Source organism: Leifsonia sp. TF02-11 (assembly GCF_017565305.1).
GTDB lineage: Bacteria > Actinomycetota > Actinomycetes > Actinomycetales > Microbacteriaceae > Leifsonia.
On sequence record NZ_JAGEKP010000014.1, the window covers coordinates 71,357 to 93,180 of the forward strand.

A 21,824-nucleotide genomic window follows, 5' to 3' on the forward strand; every position below is an offset into this window, starting at 1 on the left:
CGCGGCGAGTCCTAGTTCCCGTATCTGTTCGGGATGACGGCCACCCTCGCCGCGGAGTCCGTCGACGGCTGATCCGTAAACGAAAGCTCAAGGAGTACACCGAGATGACGACGCAGTTCCCCGGGTCGGAGTCGCCGGCCCCGCAGTCTCAGACCACGCCGCTGACGCTGGCGGAGAAGGTCTGGCGCGACCACCTGGTCGTGAAGGGCGAAGACGGCAGCCCCGACCTGATCTACATCGACCTCCACCTGGTCCACGAGGTCACCAGCCCGCAGGCGTTCGACGGCCTGCGGATGGCCGGCCGGCCGGTACGCCGCCCCGACCTCACCATCGCGACGGAGGACCACAACACGCCGACCATCGGCATCGACAAGCCGATCGCCGACCTCACCAGCCGCACGCAGATCGAGACGCTGCGCAGGAACGCCGAGGAGTTCGGCGTGCGCCTGCACTCGCTGGGCGACGTCGAGCAGGGCATCGTCCACGTCGTAGGCCCGCAGCTCGGCCTCACCATGCCGGGCATCACGGTCGTCTGCGGCGACTCGCACACCTCGACGCACGGCGCGTTCGGCGCCATGGCGTTCGGCATCGGCACGAGCGAGGTGGAGCACGTGCTCGCCACGCAGACGCTGCCGTTGAAGGCGTTCAAGACCATGGCCATCACGGTCGAGGGCGAGCTGCGCCCCGGCGTGACCGCCAAAGACATCATTCTGGCGGTCATCGCGAAGATCGGCACCGGCGGCGGGCAGGGCTACGTGCTCGAGTACCGCGGCAGCGCCATCCGCTCCCTCTCGATGGAGGGCCGGATGACGATCTGCAACATGTCGATCGAGGCGGGTGCCCGCGCCGGCATGGTCGCGCCGGACGAGACCACCTACGCCTACCTGAAGGGCCGCCCGCACGCGCCGGAGGGCGCCGACTGGGACGACGCCGTCGCCTACTGGAACACGCTGGCGACCGACGACGACGCGGTCTTCGACGCTGAGGTCTACCTCGACGCCGACGAGATCGAGCCGTTCGTCACCTGGGGCACCAACCCCGGTCAGGGCGTCTCGCTCAGCCAGGCCGTGCCCGACCCCGCGGCGATCGAGGAGCCGAACGCCCGCGCCGCCGCCGAGCGCGCGCTGGAGTACATGGACCTGACGCCGGGAACGCCGATGAAGAGCATCCCGGTCGACGCCGTGTTCATGGGCTCGTGCACCAACAGCCGCATCGAGGACCTCCGCGCCTTCGCCTCCGTCATCAAGGGGCAGAAGAAGGCCGACGGCGTGCGCGTGATGGTCGTCCCCGGCAGCGCGCGCGTGCGCATCGAGGCCGAGGCCGAGGGCATCGACAAGATCGTCGAGGAGTTCGGAGCCGAGTGGCGGTTCGCCGGCTGCTCGATGTGCCTGGGCATGAACCCCGACCAGCTCGCGCCGGGGGAGCGTTGCGCCTCCACCTCGAACCGCAACTTCGAGGGCAGGCAGGGCAAGGGCGGACGCACGCACCTGGTGTCGCCGCTCGTCGCGGCCGCCACGGCGATCCGCGGCACGCTGTCGAGCCCGTGGGACCTCGAGCACGACGATGCGGACAGTCCGGACGGCGCGGGCCGCACGGGAGAGAAGGTGGGCGCCTGATGGAGAAGTTCGAGACCGTCACGGGCGTGGCCGTTCCCTTCCGCCGCTCCAACGTCGACACCGACCAGATCATCCCCGCTGTGTTCCTCAAGCGCGTGACCAAGACCGGGTTCGACGACGCGCTGTTCCACGAGTGGCGCAAGGACCCGGAGTTCATCCTGAACCAGGAGGCGTACCAGGGCGCGAGCGTCCTCGTCGCCGGGCCGGACTTCGGTACAGGGTCCTCCCGGGAGCACGCCGTCTGGGCCTTGCGCGACTACGGCTTCCGGGTCGTGTTGAGCCCGCGGTTCGCCGACATCTTCCGGGGCAACTCGGGAAAGCAGGGCCTTCTCACAGGAATCATCTCCGAAGAGGACGCCGAGCGTCTCTGGGCGGCCATCGAAGCCAGCCCGGGAATAGCGGCGACGGTGGATCTGGTTGCCAAGACTGCGACCGTCGGCGAAGTGGAGGTCTCTTTCGAGATCGACGACTACACTCGCTGGCGTTTGCTCGAAGGGTTGGACGACATCGCTCTGACCCTGCGCGACGAGGCGCGCATCTCCGAATTCGAAGCCGCCCGTGCAAGCTGGCGGCCCAAGACCCTCCCGGTGAAACTTTGAACTCTCTTCTTCAGGACGCTCAGGCGGCCGGCGCTCACGTCGGCCTCACGGCCGACCGCATCACCATCAACGGCGGAATCCCCCTGCGGGGCCGCATCGAGGTGCGCGGCGCCAAGAACTTCGTCACGAAGGCCATGGTCGCCGCCCTCCTGGGCGAAGGCCCGAGCGTGCTGCGGAACGTCCCGGACATCAGCGATGTCCGGGTCGTCCGTGGCCTCCTCGAGGTGCACGGCGTCAAGGTGACAGACGGCGCGGAGGAGGGCGAGCTGCTGCTCGACCCGAGCGCGGTGGAGTCGGCGCACATGGCCGACATCGACGCGCACGCGGGTTCGAGCCGCATCCCGATCCTGTTCTGCGGCCCGCTGCTGCACCGGCTGGGCGAGGCATTCATCCCCGACCTCGGCGGCTGCCGTATCGGCGACCGCCCGATCGATTACCACCTCGAGGTGCTCCGTAAGTTCGGCGCCGTCGTCGACAAGCTCCCGAGCGGCATCCGGATGTCGGCTCCGGAGGGGCTGCACGGCGCCAAGCTCGAGCTTCCGTACCCGAGCGTCGGGGCGACCGAGCAGGTCCTGCTCACGGCCGTCCGCGCCGAGGGGATCACCGAGCTCAAGGGTGCGGCGATCGAGCCGGAGATCATGGATCTCATCAACGTGCTCCAGAAGATGGGCGCGATCATCTCGGTCGACACCGACCGGGTGATCCGCATCGAGGGCGTCGACAAGCTGGTCGGCTACAGCCACACCGCGCTGTTCGACCGCAACGAGGCCGCCAGCTGGGCGGCCGCGGCCCTCGCGACGGGCGGCGACATCTACGTCGGCGGCGCACGCCAGCCCGAGATGCTCACGTTCCTCAACGTGTTCCGCAAGGTCGGAGGCGCGTTCGAGATCCACGACGACGGCATCCGCTTCTTCCACCCGGGCGGCGAGCTCAAGCCGGTCGTCATCGAGACCGACGTCCACCCGGGCTTCATGACCGACTGGCAGCAGCCGCTGGTGGTCGCCCTCGCCAAGGCGAACGGCGTGTCCATCGTGCACGAGACCGTGTACGAGCAGCGTTTCGGCTTCGTCGACGCGCTCATCGACATGGGCGCGAAGATCCAGGTGCACAAGGAGTGCCTCGGCGGCCACGCGTGCCGGTTCGGCCAGCGCAACTTCAACCACTCCGCGGTGATCATGGGTCCGACCGACCTGAAGGGCGCCGACATCGAGATCCCCGACCTGCGCGGCGGGTTCAGCCACCTCATCGCGGCCCTGACCGCGGAGGGACGCTCCACCGTCAGCAACGTCGGCATCATCAGCCGCGGGTACGAGAGGTTCATCACCAAGCTGCAGCTGCTCGGAGCGGACTTCGTCCTCGAGGGCTGATGCCCGCGATAATGGGACGGTGCCCCATCCCGAAGAACCCGTGAATCCAGAACCGCACAAGCGCGAACGCTCCGAGAAGAGCAGGCCGTCGATCTTCTGGGTCCTCGCCGCTCTGATCATCCCGCTCGCCAGCCTGCTCGCCCGATTCAGGATCACCGACGGCGACAAGCTGCCGAGGCACGGCGCCTACATCATCTCGCCGAACCACTACAGCGAGATCGACCCGGTGATGATGGGCATGGTGGTCTGGAAGCTCGGCAGGCTGCCGCGCTTTCTGGCCAAGGAGAGCCTGTTCCGCGTGCCGGTGGTCGGCTGGTTCCTGCGCAAGTCCGGCCAGGTGCCCGTCGCCCGCGGCGGTTCGGGCCGGGGGGCCGCCCCGCTCGACGAGGCCCAGAAGATCATCGACGACGGCAAGGTCGTCATCATCTACCCGGAAGGGTCCCTGACCCGCGACCCGGACATGTGGCCGATGCGCGGCAAGACCGGCGCCGCCCGGATGGCGCTGGAGCACGACCTCCCCGTCATCCCGATGGCGCACTGGGGCACGCAGCAGGTCATGGCCCGCTACGCCAAGAAGATCAGCTTCTTCCCGCGCAAGACCATCCTGGTGAAGGTCGGCGATCCGGTCGACCTGTCCGCGTTCCGCGGGCGCAGCCTCGACCAGGCGACGCTGACCGAGGCGACCGACGTCATCATGAACGCGATCACCGCGCTGTTGGCGGATCTGCGCGGCGAGAAGGCCCCGGAGACCCGCTGGGACCCGTCGGCCCACAATCAGAAGGAGACCGGCCGCTTCGATGGCTGACAGGAAGGCCCAGGCGGCCAGACGATCGACCACGCCTCCGCGCCGGATCGCCGTACTCGGCGCCGGGAGCTGGGGGACGACCTTCGCCAAGATCCTCGCCGACGGCGGCAACGAGGTCGTGCTCTGGGCACGACGCCCGGAGCTGGCGCGCGAGATCAACGAGGTCAAGCGCAACAGCGACTATCTGGAGGGTGTCAACCTCCCGCGCGACCTTCGCGCGACCTCCCACCTCGGTGAGGCGATGCGCGGTGCGGAGCAGGTCTTCGTCTCGATCCCCAGCCAGACGCTGCGCTCGAACCTCGACGCGATCGCACCGCACCTCGGCCCGTCGACGATCGTCGTCAGCCTCATGAAGGGCGTCGAGAAGGGCACAGGGCTGCGGATGAGCGAGGTGCTCGCGCAGGGTCTGCCCGTCGAGGAGGAGCGCATCGCCGTCGTCTCCGGACCCAACCTGGCCTTGGAGATCGCCCGCGAGCAGCCGACGGCGTCCGTCGTGTCGTCCGTCAGCCTGGAGACGGCGCAGACGGTGGCGATGGCCGCGACCAACCGGTACTTCCGCAGCTTCGTGAACACCGACGTGATCGGCACGGAGTTCGGCGGCGTGCTGAAGAACCTGATCGCGGTCGCCATCGGGATCGTGGACGGCGTCGGCTACGGCGAGAACACCAAAGCGTCGATCATCACCCGCGGCCTGGTCGAGATGACCGATTTCGCGGTCGCCTACGGAGCGGAGGCTCCGACCCTCTCGGGACTGGCCGGTCTCGGCGACCTGATCGCGACCTGCGAGTCGCCGCTCAGCCGCAACAACACGGCAGGGCGTCTGCTCGGCCAGGGCTACAGCTTCAACGACGTGGTGAAGCAGATGAACCAGACTGCGGAGGGGCTCGCGTCGGTGGCGCCGATCCTCCGGCTCGCCGAGGAGCGCGGCGTGGAGATGCCGATCGTCCGGCAGGTGAGCCAGGTGCTCGCCGGCACGCTGGACCCGAAGGACATCGCGCCGCACCTCACCACCGACGATGACGAACCGCAGGGAGAAAGGACAACGGATGACGGACAAGGTCGCAGTCGCACTTCTGTTTGGAGGTCGCTCAAGCGAGCATTCGATCAGCTGCGCGACGGCGGCGGGAGTGCTGGCGGCGATCGATCGTGACCGGTACGACGTCATCCCCGTCGGCATCACGCACGAGGGTGCGTTCACGCTCCAGCCGGACGACGCGGCCCGTTTCGCGCTGAACGCGGAGGCGCTCCCGGAGGTCGAGGACAACGGCACGCGCATCGTGTGGCCCGACTCGGCGGCCTCCCGCGAGCTGGCAGTCGTCGCCGCCGACGGCGCGCGGTCGTCGCTCGGCGCCATCGACGTCGTGTTCCCGATCCTCCACGGCCCGTGGGGCGAGGACGGCACGGTGCAGGGCATGCTCGAGCTCGTCGGCCTGCCGTACGTCGGCAGCGGCGTGCTCGCGAGTGCGCTCGGGATGGACAAGCACTTCACCAAGACCGTCCTCCAGCAGGCGGGCATCCCCGTCGCGCCCTGGGAGACGGTCACCGCATACCAGTGGCGCACGGAGCCCGGTGCCGTGCGCGCCGCCGCCGAGGCACTCGGCCTGCCGGCGTTCGTGAAGCCCGCCAGAGCCGGATCGAGCGTGGGCGTGTCCAAGGTGTCGTCGTGGGACGACCTCCCCGCCGCGATCGACGTGGCGCTGGCCGAAGACGACCGGGTGCTGATCGAGTCGTCCGTGGTCGGTCGTGAGGTGGAGATCGCCGTCCTCGGCGGCCGCCCCGGCGAGCCGACCCGTGCCTCCGTCGCCGGCGAGATCGTCATCACCGGCCGGGACTTCTACGACTTCGCGGCGAAGTACCTCGACGCCCCCGGAATCGAGCTGGTCTGCCCGGCCGCGCTGACCGACGCCGAGCTCGCCGAAATGCAAATCCTCGGCGTGCGCGCGTTCGACGCCATCGGCGGGGAGGGGCTCGCCCGTGTCGACTTCTTCCTCACGCCCGACGGTTTCGTCGTCAACGAGATCAACACCATGCCGGGGTTCACGCCGATCTCGATGTTCCCGCGCTGCTGGCAGGAGTCGGGGCTGTCGTACCCCGACCTGATCGACGAGCTCATCCAGGTCGCCCTGGCGCGCGCGGCGGCGTAGTCGCCGCGCCCGAGCTCGCCGCGGGTGCTCAGCGCGACGGCGTGGGCGAGGGAGTCTCGGTGGGCGTGGCCGTCGGGGGAGTGAGCGAGGTGTCGAGCGTCGACAGACACTTCTCGGTCTGCTTGACGCTCCCGATGGCCGAGGCGAACTCCGGCAGCACCGACGCGTCCGACGCGCCGGAGACGTGGTCGATGACGACCTCCGTCGCCGGTGTGCGGCCGAACGTCTGGTAGACCACCTGCTTGGCGGCCGGGTCGGACATCAGCACCCAGTCGATGCCGTTCACATTGATGCACGGTTTCGTCGTGGGGCCGAGCGGCGGCACGCCGCAGCGCAGCAGCACGGCGGCGGGGTCGCCCCACGCGCCGGTGGCCTGCGCGTCGGTCTGCCTGCGGTCCTTGTCGGCGACCGAGTCGGGCAGCCGCACCGAGATCTCGGCGCAGCCGGGATCGTTCGCATCGGCCCCCGGATCGAGGGAGACCGTCGGTGCGCAGCCGGTCAGCGCGAGGGCCGTGGCGGCGATCGTGACGGCGAGGACGACCTGGCGGCGAGAGCGGCCGAGCGAGCGGCCGACGGAGCGGTGGAGGGGGCGGCGTGCGGACATCAGGATTCAGGCTACCGTTGGGAGTCATGATGGATTCTGGGAGCCCGGCCGACACGGTCCAGGCGGTGTCGGAGCGGGAGGCGCTGAAGCGCATCTTCCCGCGGCTTCCCGAGTCGTCGGCGACCCTCGTCGGGCCGGGCGACGACGCCGCCGTGCTCGCGGCGCCGGACGGCCGTTATGTCGTCACGACCGACATGATGGTGCACGGCCCGGACTTCCGGCTGGCCTGGTCGTCGGCCGAGGACCTCGGCTGGAAGGCAGCCGCGACCAACCTGTCCGACGTGGCCTCGATGGGCGCTGTACCGACCGCGCTGGTCGTCGCGATCGCCGCGCCGCCGTCGCTCCCGGTGACCGCGCTGGAGGCGTTCGCCGACGGCCTCCGTGCCGCGTGCGCGGAACTCGCGCCGGGGTGCGGGGTCGTGGGCGGCGATCTGTCGGTCTCCGACACGCTGACCATCGCCGTGACGGCGTTCGGCGACCTGCAGGGTCGTGCTCCCGTTCTGCGCAGCGGCGCACGGGCGGGAGACGTCGTGGCCGTCTCTGGTCGGCTGGGCTCGGCCGCCGCGGGCCTCCGGCTCCTGTTCGCGGAGGCCGTCGACTCCGACGGCACGCCCGACGCCGACGCCTTCACCCGCGTGCTGGCCGCGCATCCGGAGCTGATCGACGCGCAGCTGCGACCGCGGCCCCCGATCGCAGACGGCCCGCTCGCGGCCGACGCGGGCGCCACGGCGATGCTCGACCTGAGCGACGGCCTCGCGCTGGACGCGCGGCGCGTCGCCGAGGCGAGCGGCGTCGCCATCGACCTCGACCCCTCCACCCTCGGCGACGACCCGCTGACAGCGCTGACCGGGGGAGAGGACCACGGCCTCCTCGCCTGCTTCCCCGCGGGCACGGCGCTGCCCGGCGGCTTCCGGCCGGTCGGCATCGTGCGCGACGGCTCCGGCCTCCTGGTCGGGGGCCGCGCCTTCGACGAGCGCGGCGGCTGGGACCCCTATCTCGAGTGGGACGGCGCCGCCGGCTGAGGTCGACAACGGAGGAGTTCGACCCCGGCAGACCGCGTGGCGGCAGCTAACGGAGGAGTTCGGGCCGGTTTCGGTGCCGATGTCCTCCGTTGGCGACGCGGCCGGGCGCGGGCAACGGAGGAGGTGCGGTCCGAATCCGTGGGGATGTCCTCCGTTAGCTGCGGTTCGGCGGCGTGTCGGGCCGGAAGTCCTCCGTTGCCGACAGATAGTGCACCGCCGTTTCGCCGTAGGCGCGCGTGCGGTCGAGCACGAGCCCCACGGGCAGCGTCGGCGCGCCGTCGCGGGTGCTGCGCTCGACGCACACCACCGCATCCTCGGTCAGCAGCGGCACGAGGCCGGTCAGCACGGCGAGCAGCTCGCCGTCCGGGAGGTCGTAGGGCGGGTCGACGAAGACCAGGTCGAAGCGCGCAGCAGGCGCGTTCGCCAGATAGGGCAGCACCGACGTCGCGCGCACGTCGACCACGGGGCGCGCCTCCTTCGGCGCCGCGCGCACGACCGCCTCGGCGTTGCGTCGGCAGATCGCGGCGGCCGCAGGCGACTTCTCGACGAGGACGATGTTCGAGGCACCGCGGCTGGCCGCCTCCAACCCGAGCGCGCCGGAGCCGGCGAAGAGGTCGAGGACGTGGGCGCCGCGGAGGGCGTCGCGCGCCTCCAGGCCCGAGAACACGGCCTCTCGGACGCGATCGCTGGTCGGCCGGGTGCCGCTCTTGGGTACCCGCAGTGCGAGCGAACCGGCGAAACCGGAGACGATTCGGGTCATAGCCCTCCGAGCCTAGGGCATCCTGCGTCGCGGGCCTGCGGCCGACCCGCCCTAGCGTCACCGCCTCGCCGTCAGCAGAATAGGAGGATGGACGAACGCCTCACGCAGGCGGAACTCGACGCCCTGTGGCGGTACGACGACCCGATCGCCTCCGCCGAACGCTTCGCGATCGCCGCTGCCGAACCCGACCGCCCCGAACTGGTGCGGGCCGAGTTGGAGACCCAGCGCGCCCGCGCGTTCGGCCTCCAGGGCCGCTTCGCCGAGGCGGACGCGCTGCTCGACTCGCTCGAACCGGCCATCGGGACACTCGCCGTGCGCATCCTCCTGGAGCGCGGCCGGCTGCGGAACACCGAGGGGCGCGCCGAGGACGCCGTCCCCCTGTTCGAGGAGGCGCTGATCGCCGCGCGCCGCGACGGCGACCCCTTCCTCGCGGCCGATTCCGCGCACATGCTGGCGATCGCCGACCCCCTCCGCTCGGAGCAGTGGACGGAGGAGGGTCTCGCCGAGCTCCAGTCCGTGACCGACCACCGCACGCTGCGCTGGGGCGTCGCGCTGCACAACAACCGCGGCTGGGCTCTGTTCGACGCGGGCGACGTGCACGGCGCCGTCGGCGAGTTCGAGGCGGCGCTGGAGGCCGCAGATCGTTACGGGACGCTCGACCAGCAGTTCGCGGCGCAGTGGTCGCTCGCCCGCGCGCTGCGCGAGGCGGGGCGGTGGCAGGAGGCGCTCGCCATCCAGCGCCGGCTGGCAGCAGAGCGTCCGGGTGAGCGCGACGTGGAGGCGGAGCTGAGCGCCCTGGCCGAAGTCGAGGAGCACGCGCGCGAAGCGGCGCGCGATACCGCACGGGACCCGGCGACGGAGGCCGCCCCTACGATCGAACCATGACCTCCAGCACCGCCCCCGCCGCAGACGGCGTCGTCTCGCTCGAGTCACGGCTCACCGGCGTGCTCGGCGGGCGCACCGCTTCGGCCTTCGAGAAGGCGTTCGGGATGCGCACGGTCGCCGATCTCCTCGCGCACTACCCCCGCCGCTACGCGACGCGTGGCGAGCTGACGGCGCTGGCCAACCTCCCGCTCGACGAGAACGTCACGATCATCGCCGAGGTTCTGCGCGTGCAGGAGAGGCCGATGCGCGCGCGCCGGGGCTCCATCCTCGAGGTCAAGATCTCCGACGGCGAGGGGATCCTCACCCTCACCTTCTTCAACCAGGCGTGGCGGTCGCGGGAGCTGGTCCCCGGCGTGCGCGGGATCTTCGCGGGCAAGGTGTCGGCGTACCGCGGAGCGCTCCAACTGGCTCACCCTGACTACGAGCTGTTCGAGTCGGACGCCGAGAACGCGGTCGCCCCGGGGAGCGCGGCGGCGAAGGAGTGGGCGCAGACGCCCATCCCGATCTATCCGGCGACCGGCACGGTGGCGAGCTGGCAGGTGCAGAAAGCCGTCGCGCTGGCGCTCGACGCGCTCGGGCCGTGCCCGGACCCGGTGCCGGCGTCCGTCGTCGCCGAGCGGGGACTGTTGGGCTTCCGCGACGCGCTCGAGGGCATCCACCGGCCGCAGAAGAACGCCCAGTGGCAACGTGCGCGCGACGCATTGCGTTTCCAGGAGGCGTTCGTACTGCAGGCGGCCCTGCTGCAGCAGCGCGCGGAGGCCCGCACGGTCGCCGCGACCCCGCGAGCGGCCGCGGCAGGCGGCCTGCTCGAGCGCTTCGATGCCGTACTGCCGTTCACCCTGACCGACGACCAGGCGTTCGTCGGCCGCGAGATCGCGCGGGATCTCGGCGCGGCCGAGCCGATGCACCGGCTGGTGCAGGGCGAGGTCGGCTCCGGCAAGACGCTGGTCGCTCTGCGCGCGATGCTCGCGGTCGCCGACAGCGGCGGGCAGTCCGCCCTCCTGGCACCGACGGAGGTGCTGGCAGCGCAGCACCTGCGTTCCATCGCCGAGATGCTCGGCCCCGATCTGTCCGCCGAGCTGATGCCCACGCTCGTCACCGGGCAGCTGTCGACCGCCGAGCGCAAGCGGGCACTGCTGCGCACGGTGAGCGGGCAGTCCCGGATCGTGGTCGGGACCCACGCGTTGCTCGGCGACGCGGTGAACTTTTACGACCTCGGGCTCGTCGTCGTCGACGAGCAGCACCGGTTCGGCGTCGAGCAGCGCGAGGCGTTGCGTGCCAAGGGCGGAACGCCTCCGCACGTGCTGGTACTCACGGCGACGCCCATCCCGCGCACGGTCGCGATGACGGTCTTCGGCGACCTGGAGGTCTCGACGATCGCCCAGCTGCCGGCGGGACGGCAGGGGATCGAGAGCTTCGTCGTGCCGCTCGCCGACCGGCCGGGCTGGGAGCGCCGGATCTGGGAGCGCGCATCCGAGGAGATCGCCGGGGGCAGGCAGGTGTTCGTGGTCTGCCCGGCGATCAGCGCCAAGGAGGCGGAGGACGACGGCGAGGAGGCCCCCGACGACGCGGCCGACGGTGAGTCGGGCCCTCCGCACCCGACCGCGAACGTGGAGTCGGTGGTCGCGCAGGTCCGCGCCGACCCCCTGTTCGCGCAGACGCGCGTCGGTGTGCTGCACGGTCGGTTGGCCTCCGACGAGAAGGACGCGGTCATGCGTGCGTTCGCGGCGGGCGACATCGACCTGCTCATCGCCACGACCGTGATCGAGGTGGGCGTGAACGTTCCGAACGCTTCGGCGATGATCGTGCTGGACGCTGACCGGTTCGGCGTCTCCCAGCTGCACCAGCTGCGCGGACGTGTCGGCCGCGGCGGCATACCGGGCCTCTGCCTCCTGGTGACGCACGCCGAGGAGGGGTCGCTGGCGCGGCAGCGGGTCGATGCGGTCGCCGCAACGCTCGACGGGTTCGAGCTGGCCAACGTCGACCTGGAGCTGCGACGCGAAGGCGATGTTCTGGGCAGCAGGCAGTCCGGAGGCCGCTCTTCGCTGAAGCTCCTGCGGGTCGTCTCGGACGGCGAACTGATCTCCGAGGCGCGGGTCGCTGCGGCCGAGACGCTCGACGACGGCGGCCTCGCCGCGCATCCCGCACTCGCGGCGGCTCTCGCGCGCCGGCTGGACGAGTCGGAGCGTGCGTTCCTCGGCAAATCCTGAGCCCGTTCGCCTGATGGAGCAGCTCGCGTCGATCCGCAGGCCCACGCAACACGCTGCGTCGCGAAGATAACGGATTCACAACGAAATGCCGGGTATCGCGGGATAGTCTGGTCGTCTATGAACAGGATCGCCGTAGTCCCTGGATCGTTCGACCCGGTCACTCTCGGGCACCTCGATGTCATCGAGCGGGCCGCGCGACTCTGGGACGAGGTGCACGTGCTGGTCGTCCACAACCCGGACAAGTCGGCGCTGCTGCCCATCGCCCAGCGCGTGGCGCTCATCGAGCGGTCGATCGAGGACGCGGGGATCGGCGGCCGGATCATCGTGGCCTCGTGGTCGGTCGGCCTCCTCGTGGACTACTGCACCGACGTCGGCGCCGACGTGCTCGTCAAGGGCATCCGCTCGCAGGTCGACGTCGCGTACGAGACGCCGATGGCGATCGTGAACCGTCACCTCGCCGACGTGGAGACGGTCTTCCTGCTGCCCGACCCGGCCAACGCGCATGTCTCGAGCTCCCTTGTGCGCCAGGTCGCCTCCCTCGGCGGGGACGTGAGCCCCTACGTTCCGCCCGCCGTCTCAGAGCTGCTGTCAACCACATGACCCGGGTGGAGAGATGAACAGTTACGCGACGCGTCAGCCCACGGAATCCTCGGTGGCCCCGGCGGAGGCGGGCCTGCCGGCGCCGGGGATGGACCTGGACGAGCTGAGACGCGCCGCGGAGCAGATCACCGCCAACGTGGAGTCCGTCATCGACGGCAAGCACGACGCCGTGCAGACGGCCCTCGTCGTGCTGCTCGCCGAAGGGCACCTCCTGATCGAGGACGTTCCGGGGGTCGGCAAGACGATGCTGGCCAAGTCGTTGGCCAAGTCGGTGGACTGCTCGGTCAGCCGCATCCAGTTCACGCCGGACCTGCTGCCGAGCGACGTCACCGGCGTCTCGGTGTACAACCAGGCGGAGCGGCGCTTCGAGTTCAAGCCGGGCGCTGTGTTCGCGAACATCGTCATCGGCGACGAGATCAACCGTGCCAGTCCGAAGACGCAGTCCGCCCTCCTGGAGTGCATGGAGGAGCGCCAGGTCACGGTCGACGGCTCGACGTATCCGCTCGCCGCGCCCTTCATCGTGGTCGCGACCCAGAACCCGGTCGAGATGGAGGGCACTTACGCGCTCCCGGAGGCGCAGCGCGACCGCTTCATGGCCCGAATCGCGATGGGCTACCCGGACGAGGGCTCCGAGCTGGCGATGCTGACGACGCGCGACACCTCCAGCCCGCTCTCGCGCATCGGGCCGGTGGTGACCTCGGACGAGCTGCGCTCGATGATGACGACGGCCCGCGCGGTCTACGCCTCCGCCCCCGTCAAGCAGTACGCGGTCGACCTGGTCAGGGCGACGAGGGAGGACCGCGACCTTCGGCTCGGCGCCAGCCCGCGGGCGACCCTGCAGCTCGTGCGTGCGGCCAAGGCGATGGCCGCCCTCGACGGTCGCGATTTCGTACTGCCGGACGACATCGACGCGCTGGCGGTGCCGGTGCTCGGCCACCGGCTGCTCCCGACGAGCCGCGCGCTCGGCCATCACCACGAGAGCGCACCGGTGATCGCGGACATCGTCCGCCGGATCGTCGCGGCCACTCCGGTTCCGGTCGGCTCCGGCGCGATCGGGGCGGGGTCGGGCTCGGTGCGCGCGGGCGCGGCCCGCACCGGCGCGGCCGCCACAGGCGGAGAGTAGTCGTGCGGGGGCGCGCCGGGGCGTCGTCGCCCGTGCGGAAGCCGCGCCCCACCGCGCGCGGCTGGGCCTTCGGCGCCGTCGGGGTCGTCGCCCTCGCCGCCTCGGCGTTCTTCGGGCGGACGGACGTGCTGTTCGTCGGCGTCTTCCTCACCGTGCTGCCGCTCGCGGCGATGATCTCGGTGACGATCGACCGGCCGCGGCTCACGGTCGCCCGCAGCTTCCACCCGGACGTCGTCGCCGTGGGGGAGCAGTCCACCATCGTCACGACGGCGCGCAACCAGTCCGCCCGGCCGAGCCCGCCCGCGCGCTGGCGGGAGTTCGCCCCGACCGGGGTGGAGGTGCAGGCGTCCGCGCCGTTCCCGCGACTCGGCGCGCATCAGGTGAACGTCACGCACGGCCGCGACACCGTCGTCCTGCGTCAGGACGTCGTCGCACTGCGCCGCGGTTCGCACCCCGTCGGTCCTCTGATCGTGAGCCGAACGGATCCGTTCGGCGTCGCGTACGCGGAATACGCGGTGGGGCAGCCCCGGCAGTTCCTCGTGACGCCCCGGGTCGTGCCGCTGTCGAGCGGGGAACTGGACGTCGCCCACAGCGAAGGCGCGGAGCACGAGCTCCAGCGGCACAGCATCCCCAGCGCCGACGAGTTGATCGCGCGTGAGTACCGCCCCGGCGATCCGTTGCGTCGTGTGCACTGGCGGGCGACGGCGCGCCACGACAAGCTGATGGTGCGGCAGGAGGAGCAGCGCAGCAATCCGGAGGCCTGGCTGCTCATGGACACGCGCCTCGTGACCCGCGCTCCTGGGCAGCACGTGCCGTCAGAGCAGGGCGACGAACTCTTCGAGACGCTCGTCGAGCTGGTCGCGTCCGTGGGCGTGCACCTCCTCGACGAGGGTTTCGTGCTGAGCGTCGTGGAGACGGCGCCGCGCCAGCTCTCCGGCCGCAGCGGCGCCGGGCGAACGGGAACGCTCGGGTCGATGACGCCGACGTACGACCGCGGAACCGCCGACCGTCTGCTGCTCGCCGACCTGGCCGCCGTCGAGGCGGGGCCGGACCTCCGCGACGACGCTGTCGCCGAGCTCGCGGCCGGCCTGCGTCGCGCCGGCCGGGCCGTCCCGATCTTCGCCGTGCTGCTCGACGGGACACCGGAACTCGGTTCGCTCGCCGCCCTCCGCGGCATGGGCGATCCCGCCGTCGCGTTCCTCGCCGACGGGGCTTCGCCTGAGACCGAGGACGTGTTGGTCGACGCGGGGTGGCTCTGCGTGGGCTTCGCAGAGGGCGACGATCCCGCCGACGTGTGGCAGCGGGCGCTCGAGCGTCAGCGGGCGGCGGTCGGCCATGGTTAGTGAGGCGGTCTCCGTCGGCCTGGCGGGCGTCCGGCGCCGGCAGGCGTACTGGCGCCTCACCGGCGCGCTGGTGCTGCAGGTGCTGGCGCTGAGCATCGCCCTCGTCGGTCTCATCCAGGGCCCGACCTGGTGGTTCGCGCTCATGCTGACGAGCTCGTTCCTCCTCGTCGCCGGCGCGTGCCTGCGGGCCGTCGGCGTCCACCGCCGGGTCGTCCCGCTGCTGCTCCTGCTGCTCTCCGCGATGGTCATGACGGTGGGCTTCGGCAACGGGACGGGCGTGCTCGGGCTGATCCCGACGGCGGGGACCGTGCAGCGCTGGGGCGACTACCTGCAACAGGCGATGCTCTCCATCTACCAGCAGGGCACGCCGGCGGAGAGCCTGCCGGAGTTCCTGTTCCTGGTGGTCGGCGGCGCCTGCATCATCGCGATCGTCCTCGATGCCCTCGCCATCGCCTTCCGCGTTCCTGCCTACACCGCCATCGGCGTCGTCGCCGTGCTGGTCGTGCCGGGGGCGCTGCTCGGCTCCGGGCTCGACCCGACGGCCCTCGCCGCCTCGGCCGCGGCGTTCCTGTGGCTGCTGCGCTCCGACGTGCGGACGAGGAGGCCGGGGGCCGGGCGGCCGGGCGCGTCGCTGTCCATCGGCGCGGCCTCCGTCCTCGTCGCGATGCTGTTGGCCGGCACCGCGCCCGGGTTCGACAAGGGCGGTGCGACCTCCTTCACGGCCGGCGGGATCTCCATCGGCGGCACGGTGACCCCGCTGATCGACCTCGGCAAAGACCTGCGGCGTCCCGCGGCGGTACGGGCGCTCACCTACACGACGACGGCGCCGACCGGTCAGTACCTCAAGCTCGCCTCCCTCGATCAGTTCACCGGTTCGGTCTGGAAGCACCGCGAGCGGGACACCAAACGGCTCTCCGACGGCGTCGCCATCGGCCCGGTCGCCGGGCTCTCGGACAGCGTCAAGACCACCAAGATCTCCACGAGCGTCGAAATCGACGACATGACCAGCAGGTGGCTCCCGGTGCCGGCTCCCGTCCAATCGGTCAAAGGCCTGAGCGGCACGTGGTCGTGGGATCCTGACGACCTCACGGTCGGCGGCATCAACGTCACGACGCAGAGCCAGAAGTACACCGCCACCAGCCTGCTGCTCGCACCCACCGCCGATCAGCTCAAGGCGGCGGGGGGCTTCGTCCCGACCGATGTCGAGCGCGACCTGTTCCTCCCGCCGAACACCCCGGCGATCATCGCCCAGACGGCCCAGACGGCGACGGAAGGGTCCGTCTCGGAGTACGACAAGGCCGTCGCGCTGCAGGACTACTTCCGCGACAACGGGTTCGTGTACTCGACGCAGACCCCGCTCAAGCAGGGCTACGACGGCGACGGGGCCAGGGTGATCGCCAAGTTCCTGGAGGTCAAGAGCGGCTACTGCGTCCACTTCGCCTCCGCGATGGCCCTCATGGCACGCAGCCTCGGGATCCCGGCCCGGGTCGCCGAGGGCTACCTGCCCGGCACGTCGACCGGGGGGACGGCCAACAGCCCGGGGGTCTACACCGTGACCAGCGACGATCTGCACGCCTGGCCGGAGCTCTACTTCGCCGGCGTCGGCTGGGTGCCGTTCGAGCCGACGGTCGGGCGCGGGACCATCCCGAGCTACACGCGACCGGAGGCCCTGCCGAACCAGATCGCGCCGACGACGGCGCCCGGTGCGACCTCCGCTCCGCATCGCCTGGTGCCGACCGACCCGGCGAACGTCGCGGGGGCGGCGAACACCACCCCGCCGTCGCCGCTGCAGCCTGTGCTGTCCGGCGCCGGTGTCGCGCTGCTGGTCGTCGCGGTGCTGCTCACTCCCGCCGTGCTGCGCCGGATGCGCAGACGGGCGCGATTGAGGCGGCTGAGCGAGTCGTGGGGCGGCGCGGCGATCGTGTGGGACGAGCTGCGCGACACCGCGCGCGACCTGGGCTGGTCCGCGCCCGACACCGAGACCCCGCGCGTCTTCGCGCGACGGATCGCCGCCGCGGTGGCGGGGACGCCAGGGGAGGAGGCCGTGATGCGGCTGCTCGACGTGCGCGAGCGCGACGCGTTCGGGCCGCCGACGCGCGCCGTCGCGGTGGGTCTCGCCGACGATCTCCGCGTGGTGATCGACGCGCTGGAGGCCCAGGCGGGTCCCGGCCTCCGCCTGAAAGCAGCGCTGATTCCTGTGTCGTTGCTGCCAGCGGGCTGGCGTTCGCCTGCGAGCGTCGGGGGAGCCGCGTAAAATAGCCGACCGTGAGCACCTTCAGAAACAGTCCGTACAGCGTGAACGTGTACGACCTCATGCGGCGCCCCGGCGAGATGCGGGAGCAGCGCCTCGCCATCCCCGTCGCCGAGAAACTGGGCGAGGGCCTGCTGGCGGTTCCGGAGGGCGCGACCATCGACGTCGACCTCCGGCTCGAGTCGATGCACGAGGGGATCCTGGTCACGGCGGAGGCCGAGACGACCGCCGTCGGTGTCTGCGGGCGATGCCTGATCGACATCGAGCAGCCTGTCGAAGTCGATTTCCAGGAACTTTTCGCGTATCCTTCTACGGAAGCTTTCGATTATGAGGTTCACGACGACCACGTGGATCTTGAACCTCTGATCAGGGATGCGGTGGTGCTGTCACTGCCGTTTCAGCCGGTGTGCCGGCCGGACTGCCCGGGTCTCGATCCAGAGACCGGGGAGAGGCTGGCGGATGTACCGGACCGCAAGCCGAACGAGACCGTCGATCCTCGCTGGTCCGCGCTCGCGGCGTTCCAGGCTTCCGACACCGAGTCCACCAGCAACAACGCCCCGGCCGCCGGGGCTGGAGAAGAGAGATAGTCATGGCCGTTCCGAAGCGGAAGCAGTCTCGCGCCAACACCCACGCCCGTCGTTCGCAGTGGAAGGCCGAGGTCCCCACGCTCGTCAAGTCGATCGAGAACGGCAAGGTCGTCTACAGCCTCCCGCACCGCGCCAAGGTGGTCGAGGACTCCGCGGGCACCGCGCTGTTCATGGAGTACAAGGGCCGCAAGGTCGCCGACGTCTGATCAGCGTTCCCAGGTCAGCTGAGCACCGCATGACCGGCGAGAATTCTGATCGCACTGCGCTCATCGAGAAGCTCGGGGTCGACATCGATCCCGAGCTTCTCGAGCTTGCGCTGACGCATCGTTCGTTCGCGTACGAGCACGGCGGCATCCCCAACAACGAGCGCCTGGAGTTCCTGGGCGACTCGATCCTCGGGCAGGCCGTGACCGTCAAGCTGTTCCGCGAGAACCCCGACCTCGACGAGGGTGAGCTCGCGAAGCGCCGGGCCAGCCTGGTCAGCTCGGTCGCGCTGGCCGAGGTCGCCCGCGGCATCGGACTCGGCGAGTACCTGCGCCTGGGGCGCGGCGAGAACCAGAGCGGTGGCCGCGACAAGGCGTCGATCCTCGCCGACACGGTCGAAGCGCTGATCGGCGCCGCCTATCTGGACGCCGGGGGCGAGGAGGCGACGGCTCTCGTGCTGCGCCTCGTCGACCCGTTGCTGGCCGACCCCGATCGCTTCGGCGCCGCCATGGACCCCAAGACGAGCCTCCAGGAGGCCGCGGCCCACCGCGGCGCGGGCCTCCCGGTCTACACGGTGACGAACAGCGGGCCGGACCACTCCAAGACCTTCCACGCCACCGTCTCGGTCGGCGACCTCGTGACCGCGACCGGCGAGGGGACGAGCAAGAAGCAGGCCGAGATGGCCGCCGCGCTCAACGCCTGGACCGAGTTGACCCGCCGCCGTGCCAGAGCTCCCCGAGGTTGAGGTCGTCCGCGCCGGTCTCGCGCCGGCGGTCACGGGCGCGACCATCCTCGGTGTCGAGGTCTTCGAGCAGCGTTCGCTGAAGCGGCACGATCCGCTCGCCGGCACGTTCGAAGCCCTGCTTACCGGCCGGATCATGCAGACCCCGGCCCGGCGCGGCAAGTTCCTCTGGATCCCGCTGCAGGGCACGCCGCGCCGCGCGATCGTGGCGCACCTGGGCATGAGCGGGCAGATCCTGCTCCGCGAACCGGGATGGCAGGAGTCCGGCCTGCTGCGCATCCGCCTGCACATCGAGACGCCCGCGACGCTCCCCGGCGGCCACCGCGAGCTCTGGGTGCACTTCGTGGACCAGCGGATCTTCGGCTCGATGGCCGTCGACAGCCTGGTCCCCACGGCGGACGGCGCTCCGGCCGGCCTCGGCACCGACGAGCCGCTGCTCCCGACCCAGGTGGCGCACATCGCCCGTGACCCGCTCGACCCGGCGTTCGACGACGCGGCCTTCGTGGCGGCCCTCGCGCGCCGCAGCAGCGGGATCAAGCGGGTGCTGCTCGACCAGACCGTCGTCAGCGGCATCGGGAACATCTATGCCGACGAGGCGCTCTGGGCTGCGCGCATCCACTACGACCAGCCCGCCTCCACGCTGAGCCGTGCGAAGGTGCGCGCCCTGCTGACGGAGGTGCGGCACGTGCTCGACAAGGCGCTGGCCGAGGGCGGCACCAGCTTCGACGCCCAGTACGTCAACGTGAACGGCAACTCCGGGTACTTCGCGCACAGCCTCAACGCTTACGGGCAAGAGGGCAAGCCCTGCCCCCGCTGCGGAACGCCGATCGTCCGCGAGCGCTTCATGAACCGCTCGTCGCACTTCTGCCCGCGGTGTCAGCGGGTGCGAACTTACATCTAGATGAGTGCAGGTCGGGTCGAGGACGAACTGAATTGGTTGCAGCAACGGTGGAAGCGTTGCTCGTCGTGGCTGACGCGGACGATTCTCCACGCCTCGCGCTGTGTCTCGAAACGCGCACTGGCCCGAATTCAACCGTTGCCGATCGCAAACGACGCCTACGGAACGCTTACTGGCTATCGGCGAACGGATCGAGAACGGAGTGCACGCCGTGTTCAGGGCACGTGAGCGCGATTCTGAAGCCCTGTTCGTGTTGGAACGGTTCCGGCATGCAGTCGCGGCCGCATTGTGCGCAGGTCCTGGATGACGATTCCTTGTAGCTGATCCCAGTCCGGGGAAGAAGCGGGCCTTGAGATGGTTTCAGGCCATCCGCGGCATCGATGACGGCGGCGAACTCAGCACTGTTGAGCACTCGCAGACTGAACTCCTCGGCTTTGGTACGAACGGCCGCGTCGCTAGTCACGATGATCCATTCGGGTGCGCCCAGGAACTGGTCGTCCTGCGTCTTGCCGTCCAGGGCGCATGCGACGACAAGCGGGTCTGCGCCGCCGTGATTGGCGTAAAGGTCGAGAAGCTTCGTGTCCTCAGCTGGCACGGTCGCCATGATCGTCACGAGCCAATCGAGAACTTTGGAAGTCGTCGGGTAGATGTTCGCGCGCAACACATCGAAGTCTGGGAACCCTTGAGCTTCGTGCAGGACCTCGGCAGGGATCACAGCGTGCTCGCGGAAGAACTCGCTCGCCCGGCGGTGGCGTCGCAGCTGGCTGAGAGCGTTCGTGTCGAGCACGTAGCGCTGCCCGAACCAGCTCATGCGATGGCCTTCCTAAGATCACCGATCTGGTTCGGGCGCAGGCGGTTGAGGCAGACCGAGCGGCAGAACTCGCCCGGCGAGATGCTCGATTGGTCCAGGGCACCGAGCATCCTCTTCGTGAGTTCGCGTCCGCTGTATTTGCGCACTGCGTTCTCGGGCCGAATGGGGCTGCGGGCGTTGTTCTGGGGCTGGCTGAAGAACTCAGTCCGGAGCTCGTTGAGGTGCGAAATGCCGGTCTCTTGGCTGATGACTCCGAGTCGCATCGCGCGGACGGTCACGGCGCTAGCAGTGACTTTGAATTCGTCGGAAGCACGCTTCATGTCCTCGAGTGAGACCGGGCGGATCTCCGCGAGTCTGTCAGATGGCATGAGCATCGCACCTGCGATGTCGTATTCGACACCGGGATCGGTCTCGACGCTTCCGCCGTCCCACGTCATCGGAGCGAAAATCTTGCGGGCCACGAGGACCGTCATCAGCGCGAGTGTGAAGATCGTTCGCCCGATCGGCTCCTGCTGGTCCCCGTGATCGCCGCCGGCGAGGAAGATGAACGGTACCTTCGTGTCTCTGATCGTCATCCCGCTAAATTTCACATGAGTAAGACGCTGCGGCATGTAATTCTGAACGCTCTGAGAAACGAGCACCTGGTTTGACTCGAGCCGCTCGATCATGAGCGCTAGCGCATCCGTCTTGCGTCGGCAGCCGCGCAGCATGTCATGTGTGAGCCCGATCGACGACATCAAGGTTGTCGCGTCGGTATCGATCGAGCCGCTGGACTTGTGCAGGATGCCGACGACCCTATTCCTGCTGAGCGTTGTGTCGTGCTTTCGAAGCAGTTGCTGTTTGCGGATGAGGTCCTTCACGATCAGCTCGACGTCGCGCAGTTCCACCCGCGAACGTGAGCCCACTGCGAAGGTCTCCTTGCTGATGCCCGCGAGGAGCTTCTGGGTCTTGGCCTCGACCTGTGCCTGAACGAGGGCCAGCGGCGCGAAGAACAGGGGAATCGGTATCTCGCCTCTGTGAGCGAGATTGCTGAGGTCCGCGAAGCTGATGCTGCCTCTAGCCAGTGCGTGTTCGTAGTCCTTGTACGTGCCCGCGACCGAGTTGTCGAGCAACGTGGTGAATACCTGAACCGGGATGGAAACCGACGTACCGTTGAGCATCACATCCATCGTCAAGGCTTCTCCAATCCTTCATTTGGGCTAATGCTCTCGGTTGCTCCAAGCAACCAGAGGTACAGCCCCGGCGCGTCGTGC

General features: G+C 70.0%; 21 protein-coding genes. 17 read left to right on the top strand and 4 right to left on the bottom strand.

The features are described from left to right. Positions 1 to 104: 104 nt before the first annotated feature. Genes leuC through JNB50_RS17380 form a run of 6 tightly spaced genes read left to right on the top strand, consistent with a single transcriptional unit; the run spans position 105 to position 6,531 of the window. Positions 105 to 1,616, top strand: a complete 1,512-nt coding sequence (gene leuC, locus JNB50_RS17355) for a 3-isopropylmalate dehydratase large subunit (RefSeq protein ID WP_208041423.1) — start codon at positions 105 to 107, stop codon at positions 1,614 to 1,616. Then, entirely contained in the window at positions 1,616 to 2,215 is a 600-nt protein-coding gene (gene leuD / locus JNB50_RS17360; RefSeq protein WP_208041424.1) for a 3-isopropylmalate dehydratase small subunit, read from the top strand. Before leuC ends, leuD begins: the two co-directional genes overlap by 1 nt. After that, a complete protein-coding gene (gene murA, locus JNB50_RS17365) occupies positions 2,212 to 3,582 on the top strand; it encodes a UDP-N-acetylglucosamine 1-carboxyvinyltransferase (protein ID WP_208041425.1) in 1,371 nt (456 codons plus the stop codon). Before leuD ends, murA begins: the two co-directional genes overlap by 4 nt. A 19-nt stretch (positions 3,583 to 3,601) precedes the next feature. After that, the gene (locus JNB50_RS17370) at positions 3,602 to 4,387 is read left to right on the top strand and encodes a 1-acyl-sn-glycerol-3-phosphate acyltransferase (RefSeq protein ID WP_208041426.1); all 786 of its coding nucleotides are present in this window, start codon (positions 3,602 to 3,604) and stop codon (positions 4,385 to 4,387) included. Further along, on the top strand, positions 4,380 to 5,537 hold the full coding sequence (locus JNB50_RS17375; protein WP_208041427.1) for an NAD(P)H-dependent glycerol-3-phosphate dehydrogenase: 1,158 nt from the start codon (positions 4,380 to 4,382) through the stop codon (positions 5,535 to 5,537). The genes JNB50_RS17370 and JNB50_RS17375 overlap by 8 nt, the downstream gene beginning before the upstream one ends. Next, entirely contained in the window at positions 5,434 to 6,531 is a 1,098-nt protein-coding gene (locus JNB50_RS17380) for a D-alanine--D-alanine ligase family protein (RefSeq protein WP_208041428.1), read from the top strand. The genes JNB50_RS17375 and JNB50_RS17380 overlap by 104 nt, the downstream gene beginning before the upstream one ends. A gap of 28 nt (positions 6,532 to 6,559) precedes the next feature. Here the strand turns inward: JNB50_RS17380 and JNB50_RS17385 are convergent, their stop codons facing one another. Continuing rightward, positions 6,560 to 7,135: a DUF3515 family protein gene (locus JNB50_RS17385; protein ID WP_208041429.1), complete on the bottom strand. Its 576-nt coding sequence runs from the start codon at positions 7,133 to 7,135 to the stop codon at positions 6,560 to 6,562. 26 nt (positions 7,136 to 7,161) lie between these two features. On the opposite strand from JNB50_RS17385, the gene thiL reads away from it, so the two are divergent. Then, positions 7,162 to 8,157 carry a thiamine-phosphate kinase gene (gene thiL, locus JNB50_RS17390; RefSeq protein ID WP_208041430.1) on the top strand — a complete coding sequence of 332 codons (996 nt, stop codon included), beginning with the start codon at positions 7,162 to 7,164 and terminating at the stop codon, positions 8,155 to 8,157. Positions 8,158 to 8,311: 154 nt separating this feature from the next. Here thiL and rsmD read toward each other — a convergent pair whose 3' ends face one another. Then, positions 8,312 to 8,917 carry a 16S rRNA (guanine(966)-N(2))-methyltransferase RsmD gene (gene rsmD / locus JNB50_RS17395; protein ID WP_208041431.1) on the bottom strand — a complete coding sequence of 202 codons (606 nt, stop codon included), beginning with the start codon at positions 8,915 to 8,917 and terminating at the stop codon, positions 8,312 to 8,314. 87 nt (positions 8,918 to 9,004) lie between these two features. Between rsmD and JNB50_RS17400 the strand changes: the two genes are divergently transcribed. The 10 genes from JNB50_RS17400 to mutM all read left to right on the top strand — a co-directional run bounded on the left by JNB50_RS17400 (position 9,005) and on the right by mutM (position 19,763). Continuing rightward, positions 9,005 to 9,802, top strand: coding sequence for a hypothetical protein (locus JNB50_RS17400; RefSeq protein ID WP_208041432.1), 798 nt, complete (start codon positions 9,005 to 9,007; stop codon positions 9,800 to 9,802). Further along, positions 9,799 to 12,012, top strand: a complete 2,214-nt coding sequence (locus tag JNB50_RS17405) for an ATP-dependent DNA helicase RecG (RefSeq protein WP_208041433.1) — start codon at positions 9,799 to 9,801, stop codon at positions 12,010 to 12,012. The genes JNB50_RS17400 and JNB50_RS17405 overlap by 4 nt, the downstream gene beginning before the upstream one ends. 117 nt (positions 12,013 to 12,129) lie before the next feature. Beyond that, positions 12,130 to 12,612, top strand: coding sequence for a pantetheine-phosphate adenylyltransferase (gene coaD / locus JNB50_RS17410; RefSeq protein WP_208041434.1), 483 nt, complete (start codon positions 12,130 to 12,132; stop codon positions 12,610 to 12,612). 13 nt (positions 12,613 to 12,625) lie between these two features. Further along, a complete protein-coding gene (locus JNB50_RS17415) occupies positions 12,626 to 13,735 on the top strand; it encodes a MoxR family ATPase (protein ID WP_243768614.1) in 1,110 nt (369 codons plus the stop codon). Positions 13,736 to 13,737: 2 nt separating this feature from the next. Then, the gene (locus JNB50_RS17420) at positions 13,738 to 15,078 is read left to right on the top strand and encodes a DUF58 domain-containing protein (protein WP_208041435.1); all 1,341 of its coding nucleotides are present in this window, start codon (positions 13,738 to 13,740) and stop codon (positions 15,076 to 15,078) included. Then, a complete protein-coding gene (locus tag JNB50_RS17425) occupies positions 15,071 to 17,332 on the top strand; it encodes a DUF3488 and transglutaminase-like domain-containing protein (RefSeq protein ID WP_208041436.1) in 2,262 nt (753 codons plus the stop codon). Before JNB50_RS17420 ends, JNB50_RS17425 begins: the two co-directional genes overlap by 8 nt. Positions 17,333 to 17,409: 77 nt before the next feature. Then, a complete protein-coding gene (locus JNB50_RS17430; protein WP_374222270.1) occupies positions 17,410 to 17,916 on the top strand; it encodes a DUF177 domain-containing protein in 507 nt (168 codons plus the stop codon). 2 nt (positions 17,917 to 17,918) lie between these two features. After that, a complete protein-coding gene (rpmF, locus tag JNB50_RS17435; RefSeq protein ID WP_055919953.1) occupies positions 17,919 to 18,122 on the top strand; it encodes a 50S ribosomal protein L32 in 204 nt (67 codons plus the stop codon). A 29-nt stretch (positions 18,123 to 18,151) separates the two neighbouring features. Beyond that, positions 18,152 to 18,865 (top strand): ribonuclease III, encoded by a 714-nt coding sequence (rnc, locus tag JNB50_RS17440; RefSeq protein WP_208041437.1) that lies wholly within the window; start codon positions 18,152 to 18,154, stop codon positions 18,863 to 18,865. Continuing rightward, positions 18,843 to 19,763 (top strand): bifunctional DNA-formamidopyrimidine glycosylase/DNA-(apurinic or apyrimidinic site) lyase, encoded by a 921-nt coding sequence (mutM, locus tag JNB50_RS17445; RefSeq protein WP_208041438.1) that lies wholly within the window; start codon positions 18,843 to 18,845, stop codon positions 19,761 to 19,763. The genes rnc and mutM overlap by 23 nt, the downstream gene beginning before the upstream one ends. Before the next feature lie 166 nt (positions 19,764 to 19,929). On the opposite strand, the gene JNB50_RS17450 is transcribed toward mutM, so the two are convergent. Both JNB50_RS17450 and JNB50_RS17455 read right to left on the bottom strand, forming a co-directional pair. Then, on the bottom strand, positions 19,930 to 20,571 hold the full coding sequence (locus JNB50_RS17450; protein ID WP_208041439.1) for a PIN domain-containing protein: 642 nt from the start codon (positions 20,569 to 20,571) through the stop codon (positions 19,930 to 19,932). Then, positions 20,568 to 21,740 (bottom strand): hypothetical protein, encoded by a 1,173-nt coding sequence (locus tag JNB50_RS17455; RefSeq protein WP_208041440.1) that lies wholly within the window; start codon positions 21,738 to 21,740, stop codon positions 20,568 to 20,570. Before JNB50_RS17455 ends, JNB50_RS17450 begins: the two co-directional genes overlap by 4 nt. Between the last annotated feature and the right edge of the window lie 84 nt (positions 21,741 to 21,824).

Coding starts and splice junctions, on each gene's coding strand:
- JNB50_RS17415 (WP_243768614.1), top strand. CDS start 12,626: ATGAACAGTTACGCGACGCGTCAGCCCACGGAATCCTCGGTGGCCCCG.
- thiL (WP_208041430.1), top strand. CDS start 7,162: ATGATGGATTCTGGGAGCCCGGCCGACACGGTCCAGGCGGTGTCGGAG.
- leuC (WP_208041423.1), top strand. CDS start 105: ATGACGACGCAGTTCCCCGGGTCGGAGTCGCCGGCCCCGCAGTCTCAG.
- rpmF (WP_055919953.1), top strand. CDS start 17,919: ATGGCCGTTCCGAAGCGGAAGCAGTCTCGCGCCAACACCCACGCCCGT.
- leuD (WP_208041424.1), top strand. CDS start 1,616: ATGGAGAAGTTCGAGACCGTCACGGGCGTGGCCGTTCCCTTCCGCCGC.
- JNB50_RS17385 (WP_208041429.1), bottom strand. CDS start 7,135: ATGTCCGCACGCCGCCCCCTCCACCGCTCCGTCGGCCGCTCGCTCGGC.
- JNB50_RS17380 (WP_208041428.1), top strand. CDS start 5,434: ATGACGGACAAGGTCGCAGTCGCACTTCTGTTTGGAGGTCGCTCAAGC.
- rsmD (WP_208041431.1), bottom strand. CDS start 8,917: ATGACCCGAATCGTCTCCGGTTTCGCCGGTTCGCTCGCACTGCGGGTA.
- JNB50_RS17425 (WP_208041436.1), top strand. CDS start 15,071: ATGGTTAGTGAGGCGGTCTCCGTCGGCCTGGCGGGCGTCCGGCGCCGG.
- JNB50_RS17405 (WP_208041433.1), top strand. CDS start 9,799: ATGACCTCCAGCACCGCCCCCGCCGCAGACGGCGTCGTCTCGCTCGAG.
- coaD (WP_208041434.1), top strand. CDS start 12,130: ATGAACAGGATCGCCGTAGTCCCTGGATCGTTCGACCCGGTCACTCTC.
- JNB50_RS17450 (WP_208041439.1), bottom strand. CDS start 20,571: ATGAGCTGGTTCGGGCAGCGCTACGTGCTCGACACGAACGCTCTCAGC.
- JNB50_RS17430 (WP_374222270.1), top strand. CDS start 17,410: ATGCGGGAGCAGCGCCTCGCCATCCCCGTCGCCGAGAAACTGGGCGAG.
- JNB50_RS17375 (WP_208041427.1), top strand. CDS start 4,380: ATGGCTGACAGGAAGGCCCAGGCGGCCAGACGATCGACCACGCCTCCG.
- JNB50_RS17400 (WP_208041432.1), top strand. CDS start 9,005: ATGGACGAACGCCTCACGCAGGCGGAACTCGACGCCCTGTGGCGGTAC.
- JNB50_RS17455 (WP_208041440.1), bottom strand. CDS start 21,740: ATGGATGTGATGCTCAACGGTACGTCGGTTTCCATCCCGGTTCAGGTA.
- rnc (WP_208041437.1), top strand. CDS start 18,152: ATGACCGGCGAGAATTCTGATCGCACTGCGCTCATCGAGAAGCTCGGG.